General features: G+C 69.3%; 14 protein-coding genes. 9 read left to right on the forward strand and 5 right to left on the reverse strand.

The genetic code is table 11. The features are described 5' to 3' along the window. Positions 1 to 36 precede the first annotated feature (36 nt). Positions 37 to 1,281: a diaminopimelate decarboxylase gene (gene lysA, locus AC3B6A_RS14355; RefSeq protein ID WP_488397883.1), complete on the forward strand. Its 1,245-nt coding sequence runs from the start codon at positions 37 to 39 to the stop codon at positions 1,279 to 1,281. A 979-nt stretch (positions 1,282 to 2,260) separates the two neighbouring features. On the opposite strand, the gene AC3B6A_RS14360 is transcribed toward lysA, so the two are convergent. After that, entirely contained in the window at positions 2,261 to 3,058 is a 798-nt protein-coding gene (locus tag AC3B6A_RS14360; RefSeq protein ID WP_488397884.1) for an AraC family transcriptional regulator, read from the reverse strand. Positions 3,059 to 3,152: 94 nt separating this feature from the next. Here AC3B6A_RS14360 and AC3B6A_RS14365 point away from each other — a divergent pair, with 94 nt between their 5' ends. Next, positions 3,153 to 4,046, forward strand: coding sequence for a DMT family transporter (locus AC3B6A_RS14365; RefSeq protein ID WP_488397885.1), 894 nt, complete (start codon positions 3,153 to 3,155; stop codon positions 4,044 to 4,046). A gap of 99 nt (positions 4,047 to 4,145) precedes the next feature. Here the strand turns inward: AC3B6A_RS14365 and AC3B6A_RS14370 are convergent, their stop codons facing one another. Next, positions 4,146 to 5,198 carry an NAD(P)H-dependent flavin oxidoreductase gene (locus AC3B6A_RS14370; RefSeq protein ID WP_488397886.1) on the reverse strand — a complete coding sequence of 351 codons (1,053 nt, stop codon included), beginning with the start codon at positions 5,196 to 5,198 and terminating at the stop codon, positions 4,146 to 4,148. A gap of 98 nt (positions 5,199 to 5,296) precedes the next feature. On the opposite strand from AC3B6A_RS14370, the gene AC3B6A_RS14375 reads away from it, so the two are divergent. Both AC3B6A_RS14375 and AC3B6A_RS14380 read left to right on the forward strand, forming a co-directional pair. Continuing rightward, the gene (locus AC3B6A_RS14375) at positions 5,297 to 6,169 is read left to right on the forward strand and encodes a LysR family transcriptional regulator (RefSeq protein WP_488397887.1); all 873 of its coding nucleotides are present in this window, start codon (positions 5,297 to 5,299) and stop codon (positions 6,167 to 6,169) included. Continuing rightward, positions 6,166 to 7,317 (forward strand): YbfB/YjiJ family MFS transporter, encoded by a 1,152-nt coding sequence (locus AC3B6A_RS14380; protein ID WP_488397888.1) that lies wholly within the window; start codon positions 6,166 to 6,168, stop codon positions 7,315 to 7,317. The genes AC3B6A_RS14375 and AC3B6A_RS14380 overlap by 4 nt, the downstream gene beginning before the upstream one ends. A 6-nt stretch (positions 7,318 to 7,323) precedes the next feature. Here AC3B6A_RS14380 and AC3B6A_RS14385 read toward each other — a convergent pair whose 3' ends face one another. Beyond that, the gene (locus tag AC3B6A_RS14385; RefSeq protein ID WP_488397889.1) at positions 7,324 to 7,764 is read right to left on the reverse strand and encodes a carboxymuconolactone decarboxylase family protein; all 441 of its coding nucleotides are present in this window, start codon (positions 7,762 to 7,764) and stop codon (positions 7,324 to 7,326) included. Positions 7,765 to 7,912: 148 nt separating this feature from the next. Here AC3B6A_RS14385 and pdxR point away from each other — a divergent pair, with 148 nt between their 5' ends. Continuing rightward, positions 7,913 to 9,346: a MocR-like pyridoxine biosynthesis transcription factor PdxR gene (pdxR, locus tag AC3B6A_RS14390; protein ID WP_488397890.1), complete on the forward strand. Its 1,434-nt coding sequence runs from the start codon at positions 7,913 to 7,915 to the stop codon at positions 9,344 to 9,346. Between the two features lie 234 nt (positions 9,347 to 9,580). Continuing rightward, a complete protein-coding gene (locus AC3B6A_RS14395) occupies positions 9,581 to 9,871 on the forward strand; it encodes a putative quinol monooxygenase (RefSeq protein ID WP_488397891.1) in 291 nt (96 codons plus the stop codon). Positions 9,872 to 10,082: 211 nt separating this feature from the next. Here AC3B6A_RS14395 and AC3B6A_RS14400 read toward each other — a convergent pair whose 3' ends face one another. Next, complete coding sequence (locus AC3B6A_RS14400) at positions 10,083 to 10,814, reverse strand: IclR family transcriptional regulator (RefSeq protein WP_488397892.1); 732 nt, start codon at positions 10,812 to 10,814, stop codon at positions 10,083 to 10,085. A 99-nt stretch (positions 10,815 to 10,913) separates the two neighbouring features. Here AC3B6A_RS14400 and hmgA point away from each other — a divergent pair, with 99 nt between their 5' ends. Both hmgA and fahA read left to right on the forward strand, forming a co-directional pair. After that, positions 10,914 to 12,212, forward strand: coding sequence for a homogentisate 1,2-dioxygenase (gene hmgA / locus AC3B6A_RS14405; RefSeq protein ID WP_488397893.1), 1,299 nt, complete (start codon positions 10,914 to 10,916; stop codon positions 12,210 to 12,212). A 1-nt stretch (position 12,213) separates the two neighbouring features. Further along, on the forward strand, positions 12,214 to 13,518 hold the full coding sequence (gene fahA / locus AC3B6A_RS14410; protein ID WP_488397894.1) for a fumarylacetoacetase: 1,305 nt from the start codon (positions 12,214 to 12,216) through the stop codon (positions 13,516 to 13,518). Between the two features lie 471 nt (positions 13,519 to 13,989). Here fahA and gntR read toward each other — a convergent pair whose 3' ends face one another. Beyond that, positions 13,990 to 15,033, reverse strand: coding sequence for an HTH-type transcriptional regulator GntR (gene gntR, locus AC3B6A_RS14415; protein ID WP_488397895.1), 1,044 nt, complete (start codon positions 15,031 to 15,033; stop codon positions 13,990 to 13,992). 216 nt (positions 15,034 to 15,249) lie between these two features. On the opposite strand from gntR, the gene AC3B6A_RS14420 reads away from it, so the two are divergent. Next, positions 15,250 to 15,771 (forward strand): gluconokinase, encoded by a 522-nt coding sequence (locus AC3B6A_RS14420; protein WP_488397896.1) that lies wholly within the window; start codon positions 15,250 to 15,252, stop codon positions 15,769 to 15,771. The last annotated feature ends 76 nt before the right edge of the window (positions 15,772 to 15,847 follow it).

Genomic DNA, 15,847 nt, shown 5'->3' on the forward strand with positions numbered 1-15,847 from the left:
CGGTAGACTCGCTGCATCTACCTTCGGAGCTCATTCATGCCCTTCCTCGCCCTGCCCCGCGCCGAACAGCTCGCCCTGCAATTCGGCACTCCGCTGTGGGTCTACGACGCCGCCACCATCCGCGGCCAGATCGAGCGGCTGAAGCGCTTCGACACCATCCGTTTCGCCCAGAAGGCCTGCTCGAACCTGCACATCCTGCGCCTGATGCGCGAACAGGGCGTCAAGGTCGACGCGGTGTCCCAGGGCGAACTGCTGCGCGCCCTGGCCGCCGGCTACTCGTGCCGCGCGGATGAGTCCGAGATCGTCTTCACCGCCGACCTGCTGGACCGCGCCACCCTGGAAACCGTGGTCGAGCACGGCATCCCGGTGAACGCCGGCTCCATCGACATGCTCCGCCAGCTCGGCGACGTCGCCCCCGGCCACCCGGTCTGGCTGCGCATCAACCCCGGCTTCGGCCACGGCCACAGCAACAAGACCAACACCGGCGGCGAGCACTCCAAGCACGGTATCTGGCACGCCGACCTGCACGCCGCGCTGGATGTGATCCGCGAGCGCGGCCTGCGCCTGGTGGGCCTGCACATGCACATCGGCTCGGGCGTGGACTACGGCCACCTGGCCCAGGTCGGCGAGGCCATGCTCGGCCTGGTGCGCCTGGTGAAGGATGCCGGCCACGACCTGTCCGCGCTGTCCGCCGGTGGCGGCCTGTCCATCCCCTACCGCGACGGCGACCCGGAAGTGGACACCGCGCACTACTTCCAGCTCTGGGACGACGCCCGCAAGGCCGCCGAGGACGTGCTCGGCCACACGCTGCACCTGGAGATCGAGCCGGGCCGCTACCTGGTCGCCCAGGCTGGCTGCCTGCTCAGCGAGGTGCGCGCCACCAAGGACGCCGGCCGCAACCACTTCGTGCTGGTGGACGCCGGTTTCAACGAGCTGATGCGCCCGTCCATGTACGGCAGCTACCACGGCATCAGCCTGCTGGCCGGCGACGTGGCCAGCCGCGAGGTGATCGACACCGTGGTGGCTGGCCCGCTGTGCGAGTCCGGTGACGTGTTCACCCAGGGCGACGGCGGCGTGGTCATCCCCCGCGCCCTGCCGCGCGCCCAGGTCGGCGACCTGTTGCTGATTCAGGATACCGGTGCCTATGGCGCGTCGATGTCGTCGAACTACAACAGCCGGCCGCTGATTGCCGAGGTGCTGCTCGATGGCGCGGATACCCGCCTGATTCGCCGTCGGCAGCGGGTGGAGGAGTTGCTGGCTCTGGAGGACGTGCAGGGCTGATCGGTCTCGGAATACACCGCTGTCCAGCAAGACTTGTACGCTCCTGCTCGGCGGAAAAGCCCTGCCGTTTTGGATATTGGGTGTTTTTGCGCCACTTCGGCGTGTGTTGCGAGATTTGGTTTCGCCCCCTCGGGCGACCTACTTTGGCAAGTGCCCCAAAGTAGGCAAAGGTCTGTGCCCCTGCATCCGGGTCCCGCTTCGCGGGACTCCCCTCGCTCCATCGAAGTTTCAGGGGCCCGCGTTGACGGGCCATCCCTGGCCCGACAACGCTCTCGCGGCATCCATGCCGCTCGACCCCTGAAACTCCGATTCCACTCGGCCTCCTGAAGGGGCGCCCCGGTGCGCGCGGATATTCCACTGGAAACCGCTTTTCGTAAGCGAGCTTGCTCGCGAACCGGGGCTGATCGCGGACGAAGTCCGCTGCGGTGGGATCGGCTTTCGTAGGAGCGGACTCCGTCCGCGATGCTCTTGCTTCCCGTCGCGCAGCGCTTTCCACCGCGATGGGTATCGCTTCGCTCCACGCCATCCTACGACGTGCAAATCCTTCAGCCGCTGCTCTGCCTGGCACACCGAAATCGCAGGCGCGCGCAGAGTCCCGTCAGGAGGCCGAGTGGAGGTATTGCGCAGAGGGGCGAGCGGCATGGATGCCGCGAGAGGCGTAAAGGGCCAGGGACGGCCCTTGTACGCCGACCCTCGGAGCAATGCCGGAGCGAGGGCAGTCTGAGCGAAGCGAAGACCCGGATGTCGGGACGAGTCCTTTTGGTTCCTTTTGGGACGCCAAAAGGGACTCGCCCGGGAGGGCGAAACAAAAAAGTCCCAGCACACGCCGAAGCGGCGCAGAAACATCCCAGCCCAAACAAAAGCCAAAAGCATCGCGGAGAAGCTCCGCTCCTACAAAAGCAGCTCGCAGCGGAGCCGAGTTGTAGGAACGGACCTTGTCCGCGATCCGCCGGCAAGGCCGGCGTCAGGAAAGAAAGCCTCACCCCTGCTCCAGCGCGCGGAAGGTCGAGCGGTACTGCTCCGGCGTGGTGCCCGACAGACGCCGGAACATGGCGATGAACGCCGAAGGGCTGCTGTAGCCCAGGTTGAAGGCGATCTGCTGCACCCCTTCCCCCGACGCCAGCGCCTCGATGGCGGCGAGGAAGCGCAGGCGCTGGCGCCATTCGCCGAAGGACATTCCCAGCTCCCGCTGGCAGGCCCGCGCCAGGGTGCGCTCGGTGCTGTGCACCTGCCCGGCCCACTGGGCGAGCGTGCGGTTGTCGCCGGGGCCGGCCTGCAGGGCGGCCAGCACCTCGCCCAGCGCGCCGCCGCTGGCGTACGGCAGGTAGTCGTCGTGGGGCTGGGCGGCCTGCAGCTGGTCGATCACCACCTCGGCCAGGCGCCGGTCCGCTTCGCTTTGCGGGATGCTCACCCGGCGCGCGGCGAAGTCGGAGAGGATCGCCTTGAGGATCTCGCTGATCGCCAGGGTGCAGGGCGACGCGGGCAGCTTGCGCGACAGCTCGGCGGACACATAGAGCGAGCGGTAGACGATGGCCTGGCGGTTGTAGCAGCTGTGCTCCCGCCCCGGCGGCACCCACACGGCGTATTGCGGCGGCGAGAGGAAGCGCTGGCCGTCCACCTCCAGCTCCATCACGCCGTGGGACGCATAGTTGAGCTGGCCCCAGGCGTGGCGATGGCTGGGCGAATGGGTGCCGGCGTCGAATTCGTCGTAGCGGAAGTAGACCTCCGAGGGCAGCTCCTCGAAAGGCGGCGGAAAGAGCGCGGTGTCGCGGGTCATGTCCGAATGCCGGGGTGGATTGTCCGGAATTCAGTATAAGCCGGCTTCCGGACGGGCCGACAATAGGCGCCGCCACTCTCGGAATCGTTCCGCCATGAATTACCTGTTTCCCCTGCTGGCCATGGTCATCTGGTCCGGCAACACCGTCGTCAACAAGCTCGCCGTGGGGCAGATCGCCCCGGCGGAGATCGGCTTCTTCCGCTGGCTGCTGGCCGGCGCGCTGCTGACGCCCTTCCTGCTGCGCGCCACCCGCGCGCACTGGCCGGTGATCCGCGCCAACCTCGGCAGGATCGTCACCCTCGGCCTGCTCGGCATGGCGGTCTACCAGTGCCTGGCGTACTACGCCGCCGCGCTGACCTCGGCGACCAACATGGGCATCATCCTCTCGCTGATGCCGCTGATGTCCCTCGCGCTGGCGTCGGTCCTGCTGCGCCACCGGATGAGCCTCGCCGCGCTGCTGGGCGCGCTGCTCTCGCTGGGCGGCGTGCTGCTGGTGATCGCCCAGGGCAACCCGCGGCAGCTGCTCAGCCACGGGGTGAACCTGGGCGACGGCATGATGATCGTCGCCACCCTCGCCTACGGTGTGTATGGCGTGCTGCTGAAGAAATGGAACCTGCCACTGCCGCCGCTGCTGATGCTCTACCTGCAGGTGCTGGTGGCGATTCTCGCGCTGCTGCCGCTGTACCTGGCCTCGCCGCACCTGGGGCTGAGCGCCGCCAACCTGCCGCTGGTGCTCTACGCCGGGCTGCTGGCGTCCATCGTCGGCGCGCTGGCCTGGATGCAGGGCGTGGCGCGCATGGGGCCGAGCCGCATGGCGCTGTTCTTCAACCTGCTGCCGGTGCTCACCGCCGCCATCGCCGCCGGGGTGCTGGGCGAGCGGCTGACGCCCTACCACCTGGTCGGCGGCGCGCTGACCCTGGCCGGGGTGCTGCTGGCCGAACTCTGGCGGCCACGGGAAAAGCCCGCGGCCGCCGTCGCCGCCCGCTGATTCAGGCGCTCATGCCCGCCGCTTTTGTAGGAGCGAGCTTGCTCGCGAACCGCTTGACGCTGGCGTCACCGGGAAACTTGTTCGCGAGCAAGCTCGCTCCTACACGTTCGCGCGGAACTCGGCCATGAGGGTTTCAACCAGCTCCGCCGCCGGCATCTCCCGCGCCAGCGGCGCGCCCTGCCCGGCCCACTGCACGGCAAAGTCGGTGTTGCCCTTGGCGACGGCCGCGGCGACCAGCGCCTTGGTCGCGTCGTAGGTGATCGAGTAGTCCGGCAGCGCCGGTGCCTGCGCACTGCCCACGTCGGTGAACAGCCGGTTCACCAGCCCGCGCGCCGCGCGGCCGGAAATCGCCGCGGTCACCGCGGTGCGCTCCGTGCGTTCGCTGCGCAGCGCCGCACGATAGGCGGCATTGGCCGAGGTTTCCGGCGCGAGGATGAAGGCCGTGCCCAGCTGCACCGCCTGGGCGCCCAGCTCGAACACCGCGCGCATGCCCTGCCCGTCCATGATCCCGCCGGCGGCGATGAGCGGCAGGCGCGTGCCCTTCGCCAGCGTGCGGACCAGCGCGAAGGTGCCGATGCGCGCATCCTTCTCCGGCTCGAACACGCCGCGATGACCGCCCGCCTCATGGCCCTGGGCGATGATCGCGTCGAGCCCCGCCGCTTCGATGGCGCGGCCTTCCTCCAGGCAGGTGGCGCTGGCCAGCAGGCGGATGCCGGCAGCCTTCAGGCGGTCGATCCAGTCCTGCGGCGGCAGGCCGAAATGGAAGCTGACCACGGCCGGGCGCGCGTCGACCAGGAATTCCAGCATCTGCGGATCGGCCAGGAAGCTGCGGTAGATCTCGTGGATCTGCGCCGGCGGTTGCGCGTCGAATTCGGCGAACAGCGGACGCAGGTGCTCCAGCCAGGCGGTTTCGCGCGCGGCATCGGCCTGGGCCGGACGGTGGCAGAACAGGTTGAGGTTCAGCGGCTTGTCGGTCAGCGCGCGGGTCTGCTCCAGCAGGGCGCGGGCCTGCGCGGCATTGCTCGCGCCCAGGGCGACGGAGCCGAGGCCGCCGGCATTGGACACCGCCGCCGCCAGCGCCGGCGTGGAGACGCCGAGCATGGGCGCCTGGATGATGGGGTGCTGGATGCCGAGCAGTTCGGTGATGCGCATGATGGGGTCCTCATCGTCGGTCCGGCGATATCGCCGCTTGACCAACGATCTCATATGGAGAATATTCTTCGCAACAAATTCCCTTTTAGAGATTAATCGTGGACCTTTCCAGCCTGGAAATCTTCCGCTGCGTGGCCGAGGAACAGAGCGTCACCCGCGCCGCCGCGCGCCTGCAGCGGGTGCAGTCGAACGTCACCACGCGCATCCGCCAGCTCGAGGACGACCTCGGCGTGGCGCTGTTCCTGCGTGACGGCAAGCGCATGGCGCTGACCGACCAGGGCCGCGAATTCCTGGTCTACGCCGAGCAGTTGCTGGCCCTGGCCGCCGAGGCGCGCCAGTCGCTGCACCCGGACAGCGCCAGCGGCAGCCTGCGCCTGGGCAGCATGGAAGCCACCGCCGCCAGCCGCCTGCCCGAGCCCCTGGCACGCTTCCACCGCGCCTGCCCCGAGGTGGAATTGCGGGTCAGCACCGGCCACAGCCGCAAGCTGCTGGATGAGGTGCTGAACCGCCAGCTCGACTGCGCGCTGATCGCCCATCCCGACATCCCCCGCGCCGAGCCCGGTTTCGAGGCGGCGCTGGAACGCGGCCTGCGCGCCGAACCGGTGTTCCGCGAGGAGCTGCTGCTGGTGCTGCCTGGCAACCATCCGCCGGTGCGGCAACCGGAGGACGTGCGAATCCGCACCCTCGCCGGCTTCGCCCGCGGCTGCACCTACCGCCTGCTGGCCGAACGCTGGCTGGCCGGCGCGCCGCTGGCGGTGCAGGAAGTGGGCTCGTACCACGGCATCCTCGCCTGCGTGAACGCCGGTTCCTGCATCGGCGTGCTGCCGCGCTCGGTGCTGGAGCTGCAACGGGACACGCCTGACCTGCAGGTCGTCCCGCTGCTGGAGGTCGATACCCTGCTGATCTGGCGCGACGGCTACGCCACCGGCGCCTTCCAGCGCTGGCGGGAGACCCTGGAGGCGCGCCCGTGACGCGTCCACGGCGCCTGCCCGCCGCGCTGTCGGCGGCGCTGATCCTCGCGGTGGGCATGGGCTTCGGCCGCTTCGCCTTCACCGGCCTGTATCCGCTGATGGTGCGCGACGGCCTGCTCAGCGTCACCGGCGGCTCCCTGGCCGCCTCGGCCAACTACGCCGGCTATTTGCTCGGCGCGCTGCTCCTGGCGCGCAGCCATGAACGGCACGCGGCGCGCATCTGCGTGATCGCCCTGGCCGGCACGCTGGTCACCCTCGCCGCCATGGCGATTCCGGCGCCGGCCTGGTTCGCCATCGGCGTGCGCCTGCTGGCCGGCGTGCTCAGCGCCATGGCGCTGGTGGGCGCGGCGCAGTGGCTGCTGCAGAGCATGGGCGAAAGCCACGGCGCGCCGCTGATGTTCGCCGGGGTTGGCGTGGGCATCCTTGTTTCGGCGGAGCTGATCGCCGCCGGCAACGCCTTCGGCCTGGGCAGCGCGGCGATCTGGTGCGTGCTGGCGCTGGCCGGGCTGGTGCTGTCGCTGCTGGCCGTGCCCGCGCTGCGCCGCGAAGCGCCGGCTTCCACGCACCACGCCGCGAACGGCGCGAGCCTGACGCCAGAGCTGTCCGCGCCGGTCATCCTGCTGGTCTACGGGCTCGCGGGGTTCGGCTACATCATCACCGCCACCTACCTGCCGCTGCTGATGAAGGGCGGCCTGGGTGCCATCGATCCGTTGCAGGTGTGGGCGGCGTTCGGCCTCGGGGCGGCGCCGTCGTGCTTCCTCTGGCACCGCCTGCACCTGAAACTGGGCAGCCGCCGCGCACTGGCGCTGAACCTGCTGGTGCAGGCGCTGGGCGTGATGCTGCCGGCGCTGGGCGAATCGGCCGTTCTCTATCTGGGCAGCGCGGTGCTGGTGGGCGGCAGCTTCATGGGCAGCGTGACCATCGCGATGCCGGCCGCGCGCGCCGTGGCCGGCCAGGTGCGCTTCAACATGCTGGCGGCGATGACGGCGCTGTACGGCGTCGGGCAGATCGTCGGGCCGCTGGCGGCCAGCGCCCTGCACGGGCTGACCGGCAGCTTCATTCCGGCCCTGGGCGCCGCCGCCGGCGCCTTGCTGATCGGCGCGCTGTGCTGCCTGCCGCTGAAGCGCCGTGCGACCTGTCCCGCCTGACGCCGCTCAGGCCGTCGGCAGCTGGCGGAAGGACACGCCCAGGCGGTTCCAGACGTTGATCGCGCCGATGGCCACCGTGAGGTCCACCAGCTCGCGTTCGCTGAACTGCTCCCGCGCGTGCTGGAACACCGCTTCCGGCACCTTCGACTCGGACAGCAGCGTCACCGCCTCGCACCAGTCCAGCGCCGCGCGCTCGCGCTCGCTGAAGAACGGCGACTCGCGCCAGACGCTGACGGCGAACAGCCGCCGCTCGGTCTCCCCGGCGCGCCGGGCCTCCATCGCGTGCATGTCGGCGCAGAACGCGCAGTGGTTGACCTGCGAGACGCGCAGGCGCACCAGTTCCAGCAGGGGCCGCTCGACGGACAACTCGAAGGTCGCGGCCTCCAGGGCCAATACCGCCTTCAGGGCCTCGGGCGAAGCGGTGTAGTAATCCAGGCGTGGCTGCATGGCAGGTTCCTCGGGGGTGGGCCCGCCCATTGTGCGCGGCGCCGGGCGCTCCGCCGGTGGCCAATTCGCGGGAAATTCACCGCGCAACTTCACCGGCCATTGCGCCCGGCGCTACTCTTCCTGTTCCGCCACGCCGCCGGAGCCCGTCTTGGAGCTTCACCTGATCATCCACGGCCAGAAAGACCTGGCCGGGCAACTCTATCGCCAACTGCGCGACGCCATCGACTCCGGCCGCCTCGCCGCCGGCACCCGGCTGCCGCCCAGCCGCCTGCTCGCCGAACAGCTGGGCATCTCGCGCAAGACCATCTCCGACACCTACGCGCAGCTCACCTACGAGGGCCTGCTGGTCGGCAGGACCGGCAGCGGCACCTTCGTCAACGCGCGCACGCCCCGCAACGACCGGCGCCAGGACAGTTTCCGCTTCGCCAGCCAGGCCAGCATCGAGCGCTGGGCCGGCCTCGACCTCCACCTCAGCCACCCCGGCGCCGAGGGCGCGGCGCGGGCCGACTTCATCGGCGGCGCCACCACCCAGCTGCAGTTCCCCCAGGAGGAATGGCGGCGCTGCGTGAACCACGCCATGCGCCAGATGAACACCCCGCGCGGGCACTACAGCCGCCCAGAGGGCATCGCCCCGCTGCGCGACGGCATCGCCCGGCACATCGCCTACGCGCGCGGGGTGAACTGCCAGCTGGACGACGTGCTGGTCTGCAACGGCGCGCAGCAGGCGCTGGACCTGCTGGCGCGGGTGATGCTGCGCCCCGGCGACAAGGTCGCCATGGAAGACCCCGGCTACCCGCCGGCGCGGCAGCTGTTCCGCATGCTCGGCGCCGAGGTGGCGAGCGTGCCGGTGGATGCCGAGGGCCTGCAGGTGGAGCGGATTCCCGACGGCACGCGGATGATCTACGCCACGCCCTCGCACCAGTTCCCGCTGGGCATGCCGATGAGCCCGGCGCGCCGCGAGGCGCTGCTGGCGCGGGCGGTGGAACTGGGCGCGCTGGTGATCGAGGACGACTACGACAGCGAATTCCGCTACGAAGGACGCCCCACCGATGCCCTGCAGAGCCTGGACCGCCACGGCGTGGTGGCCTACGTCGGCACCTTCTCCAAGGTGCTGCAGCCGGAACTGCGCCTGGGCTACCTGATCCCGCCGCCCAGCCTGTTCCCGGCGCTGGTGCGCGCCCGGCAGATTTCCGACTGGCACAGCTCGACGCTGCCGCAGTGGGCGCTGGCCAAGTTCATCGGCGAGGGCTACCTGCTCAAGCACATCCGCCGCTGCCACGGCATCTACGCCGGGCGCCGCGAACGCCTCCTCGCGCGGCTGGCCGGCGACCTGTCGCCCTGGCTGGAAGCGGTGCCCTCGGTGGCCGGCTTCCACCTCACCGCGCTGCTGCGCCAGCCGACCAACGTGGCGCTGCTGACCGACCTGGCGCGCAAGGTCGAGGTCGGCCTCTACGGCCTGGCGCCCTTTTACGACCAGGCACCGGCCCGCGACGGGCTGCTGCTGGGCTTCGGCGCCATCGACACCCTGGACATCGACCCGGCGCTGGACAAGGTGCGCGACCTGCTGCAGCAGCTGGGCTGATCCGGCAGCACGGGGATCGCAGGGACTTTTGCTCCTACGCATGCCGGTAGCACAGCGCCGCACCGAAAGATTGGCCCTGTCTTTTTCCCGGGAATTGGCGGTTCAAGCGCGGGCACGGGGCACTTAATCTTTCAGCATCGATTTTGAAAGCCGGTTCCGGCCTTTACCGGCACTCCGGTGCCAGCGCCCAATGGCCTTCCATCGCACCTTTTCATCGCACGCAGGAGCCTCGCCATGTCCCCGTCCGCCATTGCCATCGTCCGCGTCCAGGCATTCCCCGGCCAGGCCACTGCGCTGGGTGCCTATCTGGGCGAGCTGCTGGATCAGGTCCGCCGGCAGCCCGGCTGCCAGTCAGGCCAATTGCACAGCCTGGCCGGCGACCGCTGGCAGATACAGACCCGCTGGACCAGCCAGGCCGAGCTGGACGCCCACCTGTCCGGCCCCAAGGCGCAGCGCTGGCTCGGCCAGCTCGGCTGCGGAGAACTGGCCGCGGGGCTGGAGTTCGAGAGCCGCAGCGCCGAGTGAATCGGAACACCGCGCGCGCCTGACGCCACGGGCGCTCTGCGTAGGATGGGTATCGCTTCGCTCCACCCATCCTACGACCGTGGCTCCCGCCCCTGTAGGAGCGAGCTTGCTCGCGAACCGCCCCGCTCCGGATCAGCCGGGAAACCCCGTTCGCGAACAAGGCCTGGACGTCCATCTCGCGCCTACGAAACGCAACGCAGCCCCGGGGAAATCAAACCTCGCCCGCCATCCGCAAACTGATCTCCCGCGCTGCCGCCAGTAACGTCCGCGCGGCCTCGCCATGCGGCTCGGCGGCAAAGCTCGCCTCCGAGCCGACGACGGTAATCACCCCGGCCAACTCCCGCCCGGTAGCGAACAGCGGCACCGACAGCGCATTCACCCCCGGCATCAGCAGCCCGTGGATCGAGTGCAAACCTTCGGCGCGAATGCTCTCCAGCACCGGCTGATCCGCGCCCTCCTCCAGCCCGGCCTTGAACGCCGCGAACACCAGCCCGGTGGACGACCCGTGCAGCGGCAGCACCGAACCGACCTGGGTCACCAGCGTGACCATCCCTTGCGCCGGCTCCACCTGCACCACGGTCGGCCCGTGGCTGCCCCAGATGGCCAGGAAGCAGGTCTGCCCCAGCCGGTCGCGCAGCTCGGCCAGCGCCGGGCCGGCGACCTTCACCACGTCCAGCCGGCGGATCGCCGCCAGCCCGACGTAGAGCGCCTCGCGGCCCAGGCCGTAGTGGTTGGTCAGCGGGTCCTGCTCGGCGAAGCCGCTGGCGATCAGCGCCTGCAGGTAGCGGTGGACCTTGGCCGCCGGCATGTCCAGGTACTCGCCCAGGCGCTTGAGCGAGGTGCTCGGCGCCAGGTCCGCCAGGGCCTTGAGGATCTCGGTGCCGACCTCGGCGGACTGCACCTTCTTGCCCTTCGTCGGGGCGGAGTCTTCGGCTTCGTTCATGGTCTTCAACTTAAAGGAACCCCCTGGCGGACTTGACGGCCCGCCGGCGCGAAATTACGTTAATCGTAATTCAATTACGATAAAAAGAGTGAAACCACCATGACCGCCTCCCGCGCCCCCGCCTACCTGTCCGGATTCGGCAACGAATTCGCCAGCGAGGCCCTGCCCAACGCCCTGCCCGCCGGGCAGAACTCGCCGCAGCAAGTGCCCTACGGCCTGTATGCGGAACTGCTTTCCGGCACCGCCTTCACCGTGCCGCGCAGCGAGGCGCGGCGCACCTGGCTGTACCGCATCCGCCCGTCCGCCGCGCACCCGCGCTACGAGCGGCTGGAACGGCAGATCACCGGCACCGCCCTCGGCCCGGTGACGCCCAACCGCCTGCGCTGGAACAGCTTCGAAATGCCGGATGAGCCTACCGACTTCATCGACGGCCTGCTATGCATGGCCGCCAACGCCGAGGCCGAGGCCACCAGCGGCATCAGCCTCTACGCCTACCGCGCCACGATGTCCATGCGCCGGGTGTTCTTCAACGCCGACGGCGAGCTGCTGATCGTGCCCCAGGCCGGCCGCCTGCGCCTGGTCACCGAGCTGGGCGTGCTGGAGCTGGAACCGCTGGAGATCGCCGTGATCCCGCGCGGCATGCGTTTCCGCGTCGAGCTGCAGGAAGCCGAAGCCGCCGGCTACGTCGCCGAGAACCACGGCGCCGCCCTGCGCCTGCCCGACCTCGGGCCCATCGGCAGCAACGGCCTGGCCAATCCGCGCGACTTCCTCGCCCCGGTGGCGCGCTACGAAGACGCCGAAGGCCCGGTGCAGCTGGTGCAGAAATTCCTCGGCGAACTCTGGGCCACCCAGCTCGACCACTCGCCGCTGGACGTGGTCGCCTGGCACGGCAACAACGTGCCCTACAAGTACGACCTGCGCCGCTTCAACACCCTCGGCACGGTGAGCTACGACCATCCGGACCCGTCGATCTTCACCGTGCTGACCTCGCCCAGCGACACCCACGGCATGGCCAACATGGACTTCGTGATCTTCCCGCCGCGCTGGATGGTGGCCGAGAGCACCTTCCGCCCGCCGTGGTTCCACCGCAACCTGATGAACGAATTCATGGGCCTGATCCAGGGCGTGTACGACGCCAAGGCCGAGGGCTTCGTCCCCGGCGGCGCCTCGCTGCACAACTGCATGAGCGCCCACGGCCCGGACAACGCCACCACCCGCCAGGCGATCGCCGCCGAGCTGAAACCGCACAAGATCGAACACACCATGGCCTTCATGTTCGAGACCGGCCGCGTGCTGCGCCCCAGCCGCTTCGCCCTCGACTGCCCGCAACTGCAGCGCGACTACGACGCCTGCTGGAGCGGCATGCAGAAGACCTTCGACCCTTCCCCGGAGCACTGAAATGAGCGCATCCCACCTCGCGCAAAGCTGGATCGAATCGGCCAACGGCCACCCGGACTTCCCCCTGCAGAACCTGCCCCTGGGCGTGTTCAGCCCGCCGGGCGACTCGCCGCGCGGCGGCGTCGCCATCGGCGACTACATCTTCGACCTGAAGACCGCCTGCGAAGCCAATCTCTTCCACGGCGCGGCGCACCAGGCCGCGCTGGTGGCCAGCGGCGACAGCCTCAACGCCTTCTTCGCCGCCGGCGCCACCGCCCGCCGCACCCTGCGCGACGCACTGATCGGCCTGCTCAGCGAAGGCTCAAGCGAGCAGAAGCGCATGGAGCACCTGGGCGCCCGCCTGCTCAAGCCCCAGGCCGCGTGCCGCCTGCACCTGCCGGCGAAGATCGGCGACTACACCGACTTCTACGTCGGCATCCACCACGCGCAGAACGTCGGCAAGCTGTTCCGCCCGGACAACCCGCTGCTGCCCAACTACAAGTACGTGCCCATCGGCTACCACGGCCGCGCCTCCACCATCGTGCCCTCCGGCACCGAAGTGCGCCGCCCCAACGGCCAGACCCTGCCGGCCGGGCTCGACGCGCCGGTGTTCGGCCCCAGCGCGCGGCTGGACCTGGAGTTGGAGCTGGGCATCTGGATCGGCCAGGGCAACGAACAGGGCAAGGCCATCCCGATTTCCGGCGCCGCCGGCCACATCGCCGGCTTCTGCCTGCTCAACGACTGGTCCGCGCGCGACGTGCAGGCCTGGGAATACCAGCCGCTTGGGCCCTTCCTGTCGAAGAGCTTCGCCACCAGCATCTCGCCCTGGGTGGTCACCGCCGAGGCGCTGGAGCCCTTCCGCACCGCCCAGCCGGAGCGCCCGGAAGGCGACCCGCAGCCGCTGCCCTACCTCTTCGACGAGGCCGACCAGCAGCACGGCGCGCTGGACATCGAACTGGAAGTGCTGCTGCTCACCCCGCGCATGCGCCACGAGCACCAGGCCCCGGAACGCATCGCCCTGAGCAACACGCTGAACATGTACTGGACGGTGGCGCAGATGGTCGCCCACCACAGCGTCAACGGCTGCCGCCTGCAAGCGGGCGACCTGTTCGGCTCCGGCACCCTTTCCGGCGCAACCCCGGACAGCTTCGGCAGCCTGCTGGAGCTGACCGGCGGCGGCAAACAGGCGCTGGTGCTGGGCAACGGCGAGGAACGCCGCTTCCTCGAAGACGGCGACGAAATCATCCTGCGCGCCCGCTGCCGCCGCGACGGCTACCCGTCGATCGGCTTCGGCGAATGCCGCGGGCGGATTTTGCCGGCGCATTGAAGCGCACGCGCCCTCGTAGGATGGCGTGCAAATCCTTCAGCCGCTGCTTTGCCTGTCACACCGAAATCGCAGGCGCGCGCAGAGTCCCGTCAGGAGGCCGAGTGGAGGTATTGCGCAGAGGGGCGAGCGGCATGGATGCCGCGAGAGGCTTGAAGGGCCATGGATGGCCCTTGCAAGCCGACCCTCGGAGCAATACCGGAAGGAGGGCAGTCTGAGCGAAGCGAAGACCCGGATGTCGGGGCACAGACCTTTGCCTACTTTGTGGCGTTTGACAAAGTAGGTCGCCCGAGGGGGCGAAACCAAATCTCCCAGCGCACGCCGAAGCGGCGCATACACACCGTACGAAGAGCAAGAGCATCGCGGAGAAGCTCCGCTCCTACAAAAGCAGCTCGCAGCGGAGCCGAGTTGTAGGAGCGGACCTTGTCCGCGAAAAGCGCCCGCAGGGCGCTCTCCGTTATGGACGCACCGCCCTCAACTGCTCTCCCGCGCCATCAGCTCGAAGCCCAGGTCCATCACCGGCTCACTCACCGGCCTGTCGTTGATCAGGTCCAGCAACCGCTCCGCCGCGTATGAGCCGATGGCCTTGCGCGGCGTGCGGATGCTCGACAGGCGCGGCACCATGAATTCCGAGCTGGGCAGGTCGTTGAAGCCCAGCACCGCCACCTGCTCGGGGATGCGGATGCCGTGGCGCATGGCATCCAGCAGCGCGCCCTGGGCCAGGTCGTCGTTGCCGAAGAAGATGCCTTCCACCTGCGGCTGGCTGGCCAGCAGCTGGCGGAACAGCTCACCGCCCAGGCCGACCGAGGAAGGACGCGGCGTCAGGATTTCCAGCGCCGGGTCGTAGCAGCCGGCCTGCTGCAAGGCGCGGCGGAAGCCCTCGCCGCGCAGCAGCGTGCGCTGGTCGAGCTGCGCGCCGATGTAGGCCAGGCGCTTGCGCCCGCTGGCGAGCAGGTGCCTGGCCGCCGCCTCGCCCGCACGGATCTGCGAGAAGCCCACGCAGTGCAGCCCCGCGCCGGGGTCCAGGTCCATCATGTAGACCGCCGGCACACCGCTGGCCTCGATCATCCGCCGCGCGCTCTCGGTGCGGTCGAAGCCGGTCAGCAGCAGGCCGCGCGGCTGGTAGGCGAGGTAGTTGCGCAGCAGGTTCTCTTCTTCGTCGCGGGAGTAGTGGTAGTTGCCGATCAGCACTTCCAGGCCGCGCGGGTGCATCACCGCATGGATGGCTTCGAGGGTCTCGATGAACAGCTGGTTGGCCAGCGAGGGCACCAGCACCACGATGTTGTGGCTCTGCTTGGAAGCCAGCGCGCGGGCGGCGGGGTTGGCCACGTAGCCCAGTTCGGCGGCGGCCTGGCGGACCTTTTCCACCAGCGCCTCGGCCACCGTGCTGACCCCGCGCAGGGCCCGCGAAGCGGTGATCGGGCTTACGCCGGCGCGGCGCGCGACTTCATCGAGAGTGGGTCTGCCGGTGGTTCGGGAGTTTTTGTCGTTCTTCTTGTCATTCTTCTGGACGGTCATCGGCCTGCTTGCCAAACAAAAAACGAGGCACTAAGGTAGCGCTGTCTCGCGACCAGGGCAATTGCCTGGAACCGCCCCCAGCGGTCCCCGCCCGCCGACAGATCACCACTGCCGTAAGCGCCAGACAGACCGACTAGAATGACAATAAAGCGGAGGCAGCCGATGCTTTTCGTTTCGACCCACAAAGATAGCGCTGTCTCAACCCCGAGGCTCTGCATGACTCCCTCCATCGATGCCGTGCTCATCATGGGTGTCGCCGGATGCGGCAAGTCCAGCGTCAGCGAGGCCCTGTGCCTGCGCAGCGGCGCGTTCGCCATCGAGGGCGACACCTTCCACCCGCAGGCCAACATCCAGAAGATGAGCGCCGGCATCCCGCTGACCGACGAGGACCGCGCCGGCTGGCTCGACACCCTCGCCGCCGAGCTGCAGAAAGCCATCGCCGCCGGCCAGCGCCCGGTGCTCACCTGCTCCGCGCTCAAGCTGAGCTACCGCGAACGCCTGCGCCGCGCCGTGCCCGGCCTGGGCGTGGTGTTCCTCGAACTCACCCCGGAAACCGCCGCGCGGCGCGTCGCCACCCGCCCCGGCCACTTCATGCCGGCGAGCCTGATCGACAGCCAGTTCGCCACGCTGGAACCACCCACCAGCGAGCCGCTGACCCTGCGCCTGGACGCCACCCGTCCGCTGGAAGAACTGGCCGAAGCCGCGCACCTCTGGTGGCGCCAGCATTCCCACGACTGAGCCGATAGCGTCTGCCCGTCAAAGATAGCGCTATCTCACTTCCATCCCTCTCTCTACATCAAGAGAAAAGCCGCTC

This window comes from Pseudomonas sp. B12(2026) (assembly GCF_057767015.1).

Coding starts and splice junctions, on each gene's coding strand:
- lysA (WP_488397883.1), top strand. CDS start 37: ATGCCCTTCCTCGCCCTGCCCCGCGCCGAACAGCTCGCCCTGCAATTC.
- AC3B6A_RS14360 (WP_488397884.1), bottom strand. CDS start 3,058: ATGACCCGCGACACCGCGCTCTTTCCGCCGCCTTTCGAGGAGCTGCCC.
- AC3B6A_RS14365 (WP_488397885.1), top strand. CDS start 3,153: ATGAATTACCTGTTTCCCCTGCTGGCCATGGTCATCTGGTCCGGCAAC.
- AC3B6A_RS14370 (WP_488397886.1), bottom strand. CDS start 5,198: ATGCGCATCACCGAACTGCTCGGCATCCAGCACCCCATCATCCAGGCG.
- AC3B6A_RS14385 (WP_488397889.1), bottom strand. CDS start 7,764: ATGCAGCCACGCCTGGATTACTACACCGCTTCGCCCGAGGCCCTGAAG.
- AC3B6A_RS14395 (WP_488397891.1), top strand. CDS start 9,581: ATGTCCCCGTCCGCCATTGCCATCGTCCGCGTCCAGGCATTCCCCGGC.
- AC3B6A_RS14400 (WP_488397892.1), bottom strand. CDS start 10,814: ATGAACGAAGCCGAAGACTCCGCCCCGACGAAGGGCAAGAAGGTGCAG.
- hmgA (WP_488397893.1), top strand. CDS start 10,914: ATGACCGCCTCCCGCGCCCCCGCCTACCTGTCCGGATTCGGCAACGAA.
- fahA (WP_488397894.1), top strand. CDS start 12,214: ATGAGCGCATCCCACCTCGCGCAAAGCTGGATCGAATCGGCCAACGGC.
- gntR (WP_488397895.1), bottom strand. CDS start 15,033: ATGACCGTCCAGAAGAATGACAAGAAGAACGACAAAAACTCCCGAACC.
- AC3B6A_RS14420 (WP_488397896.1), top strand. CDS start 15,250: ATGACTCCCTCCATCGATGCCGTGCTCATCATGGGTGTCGCCGGATGC.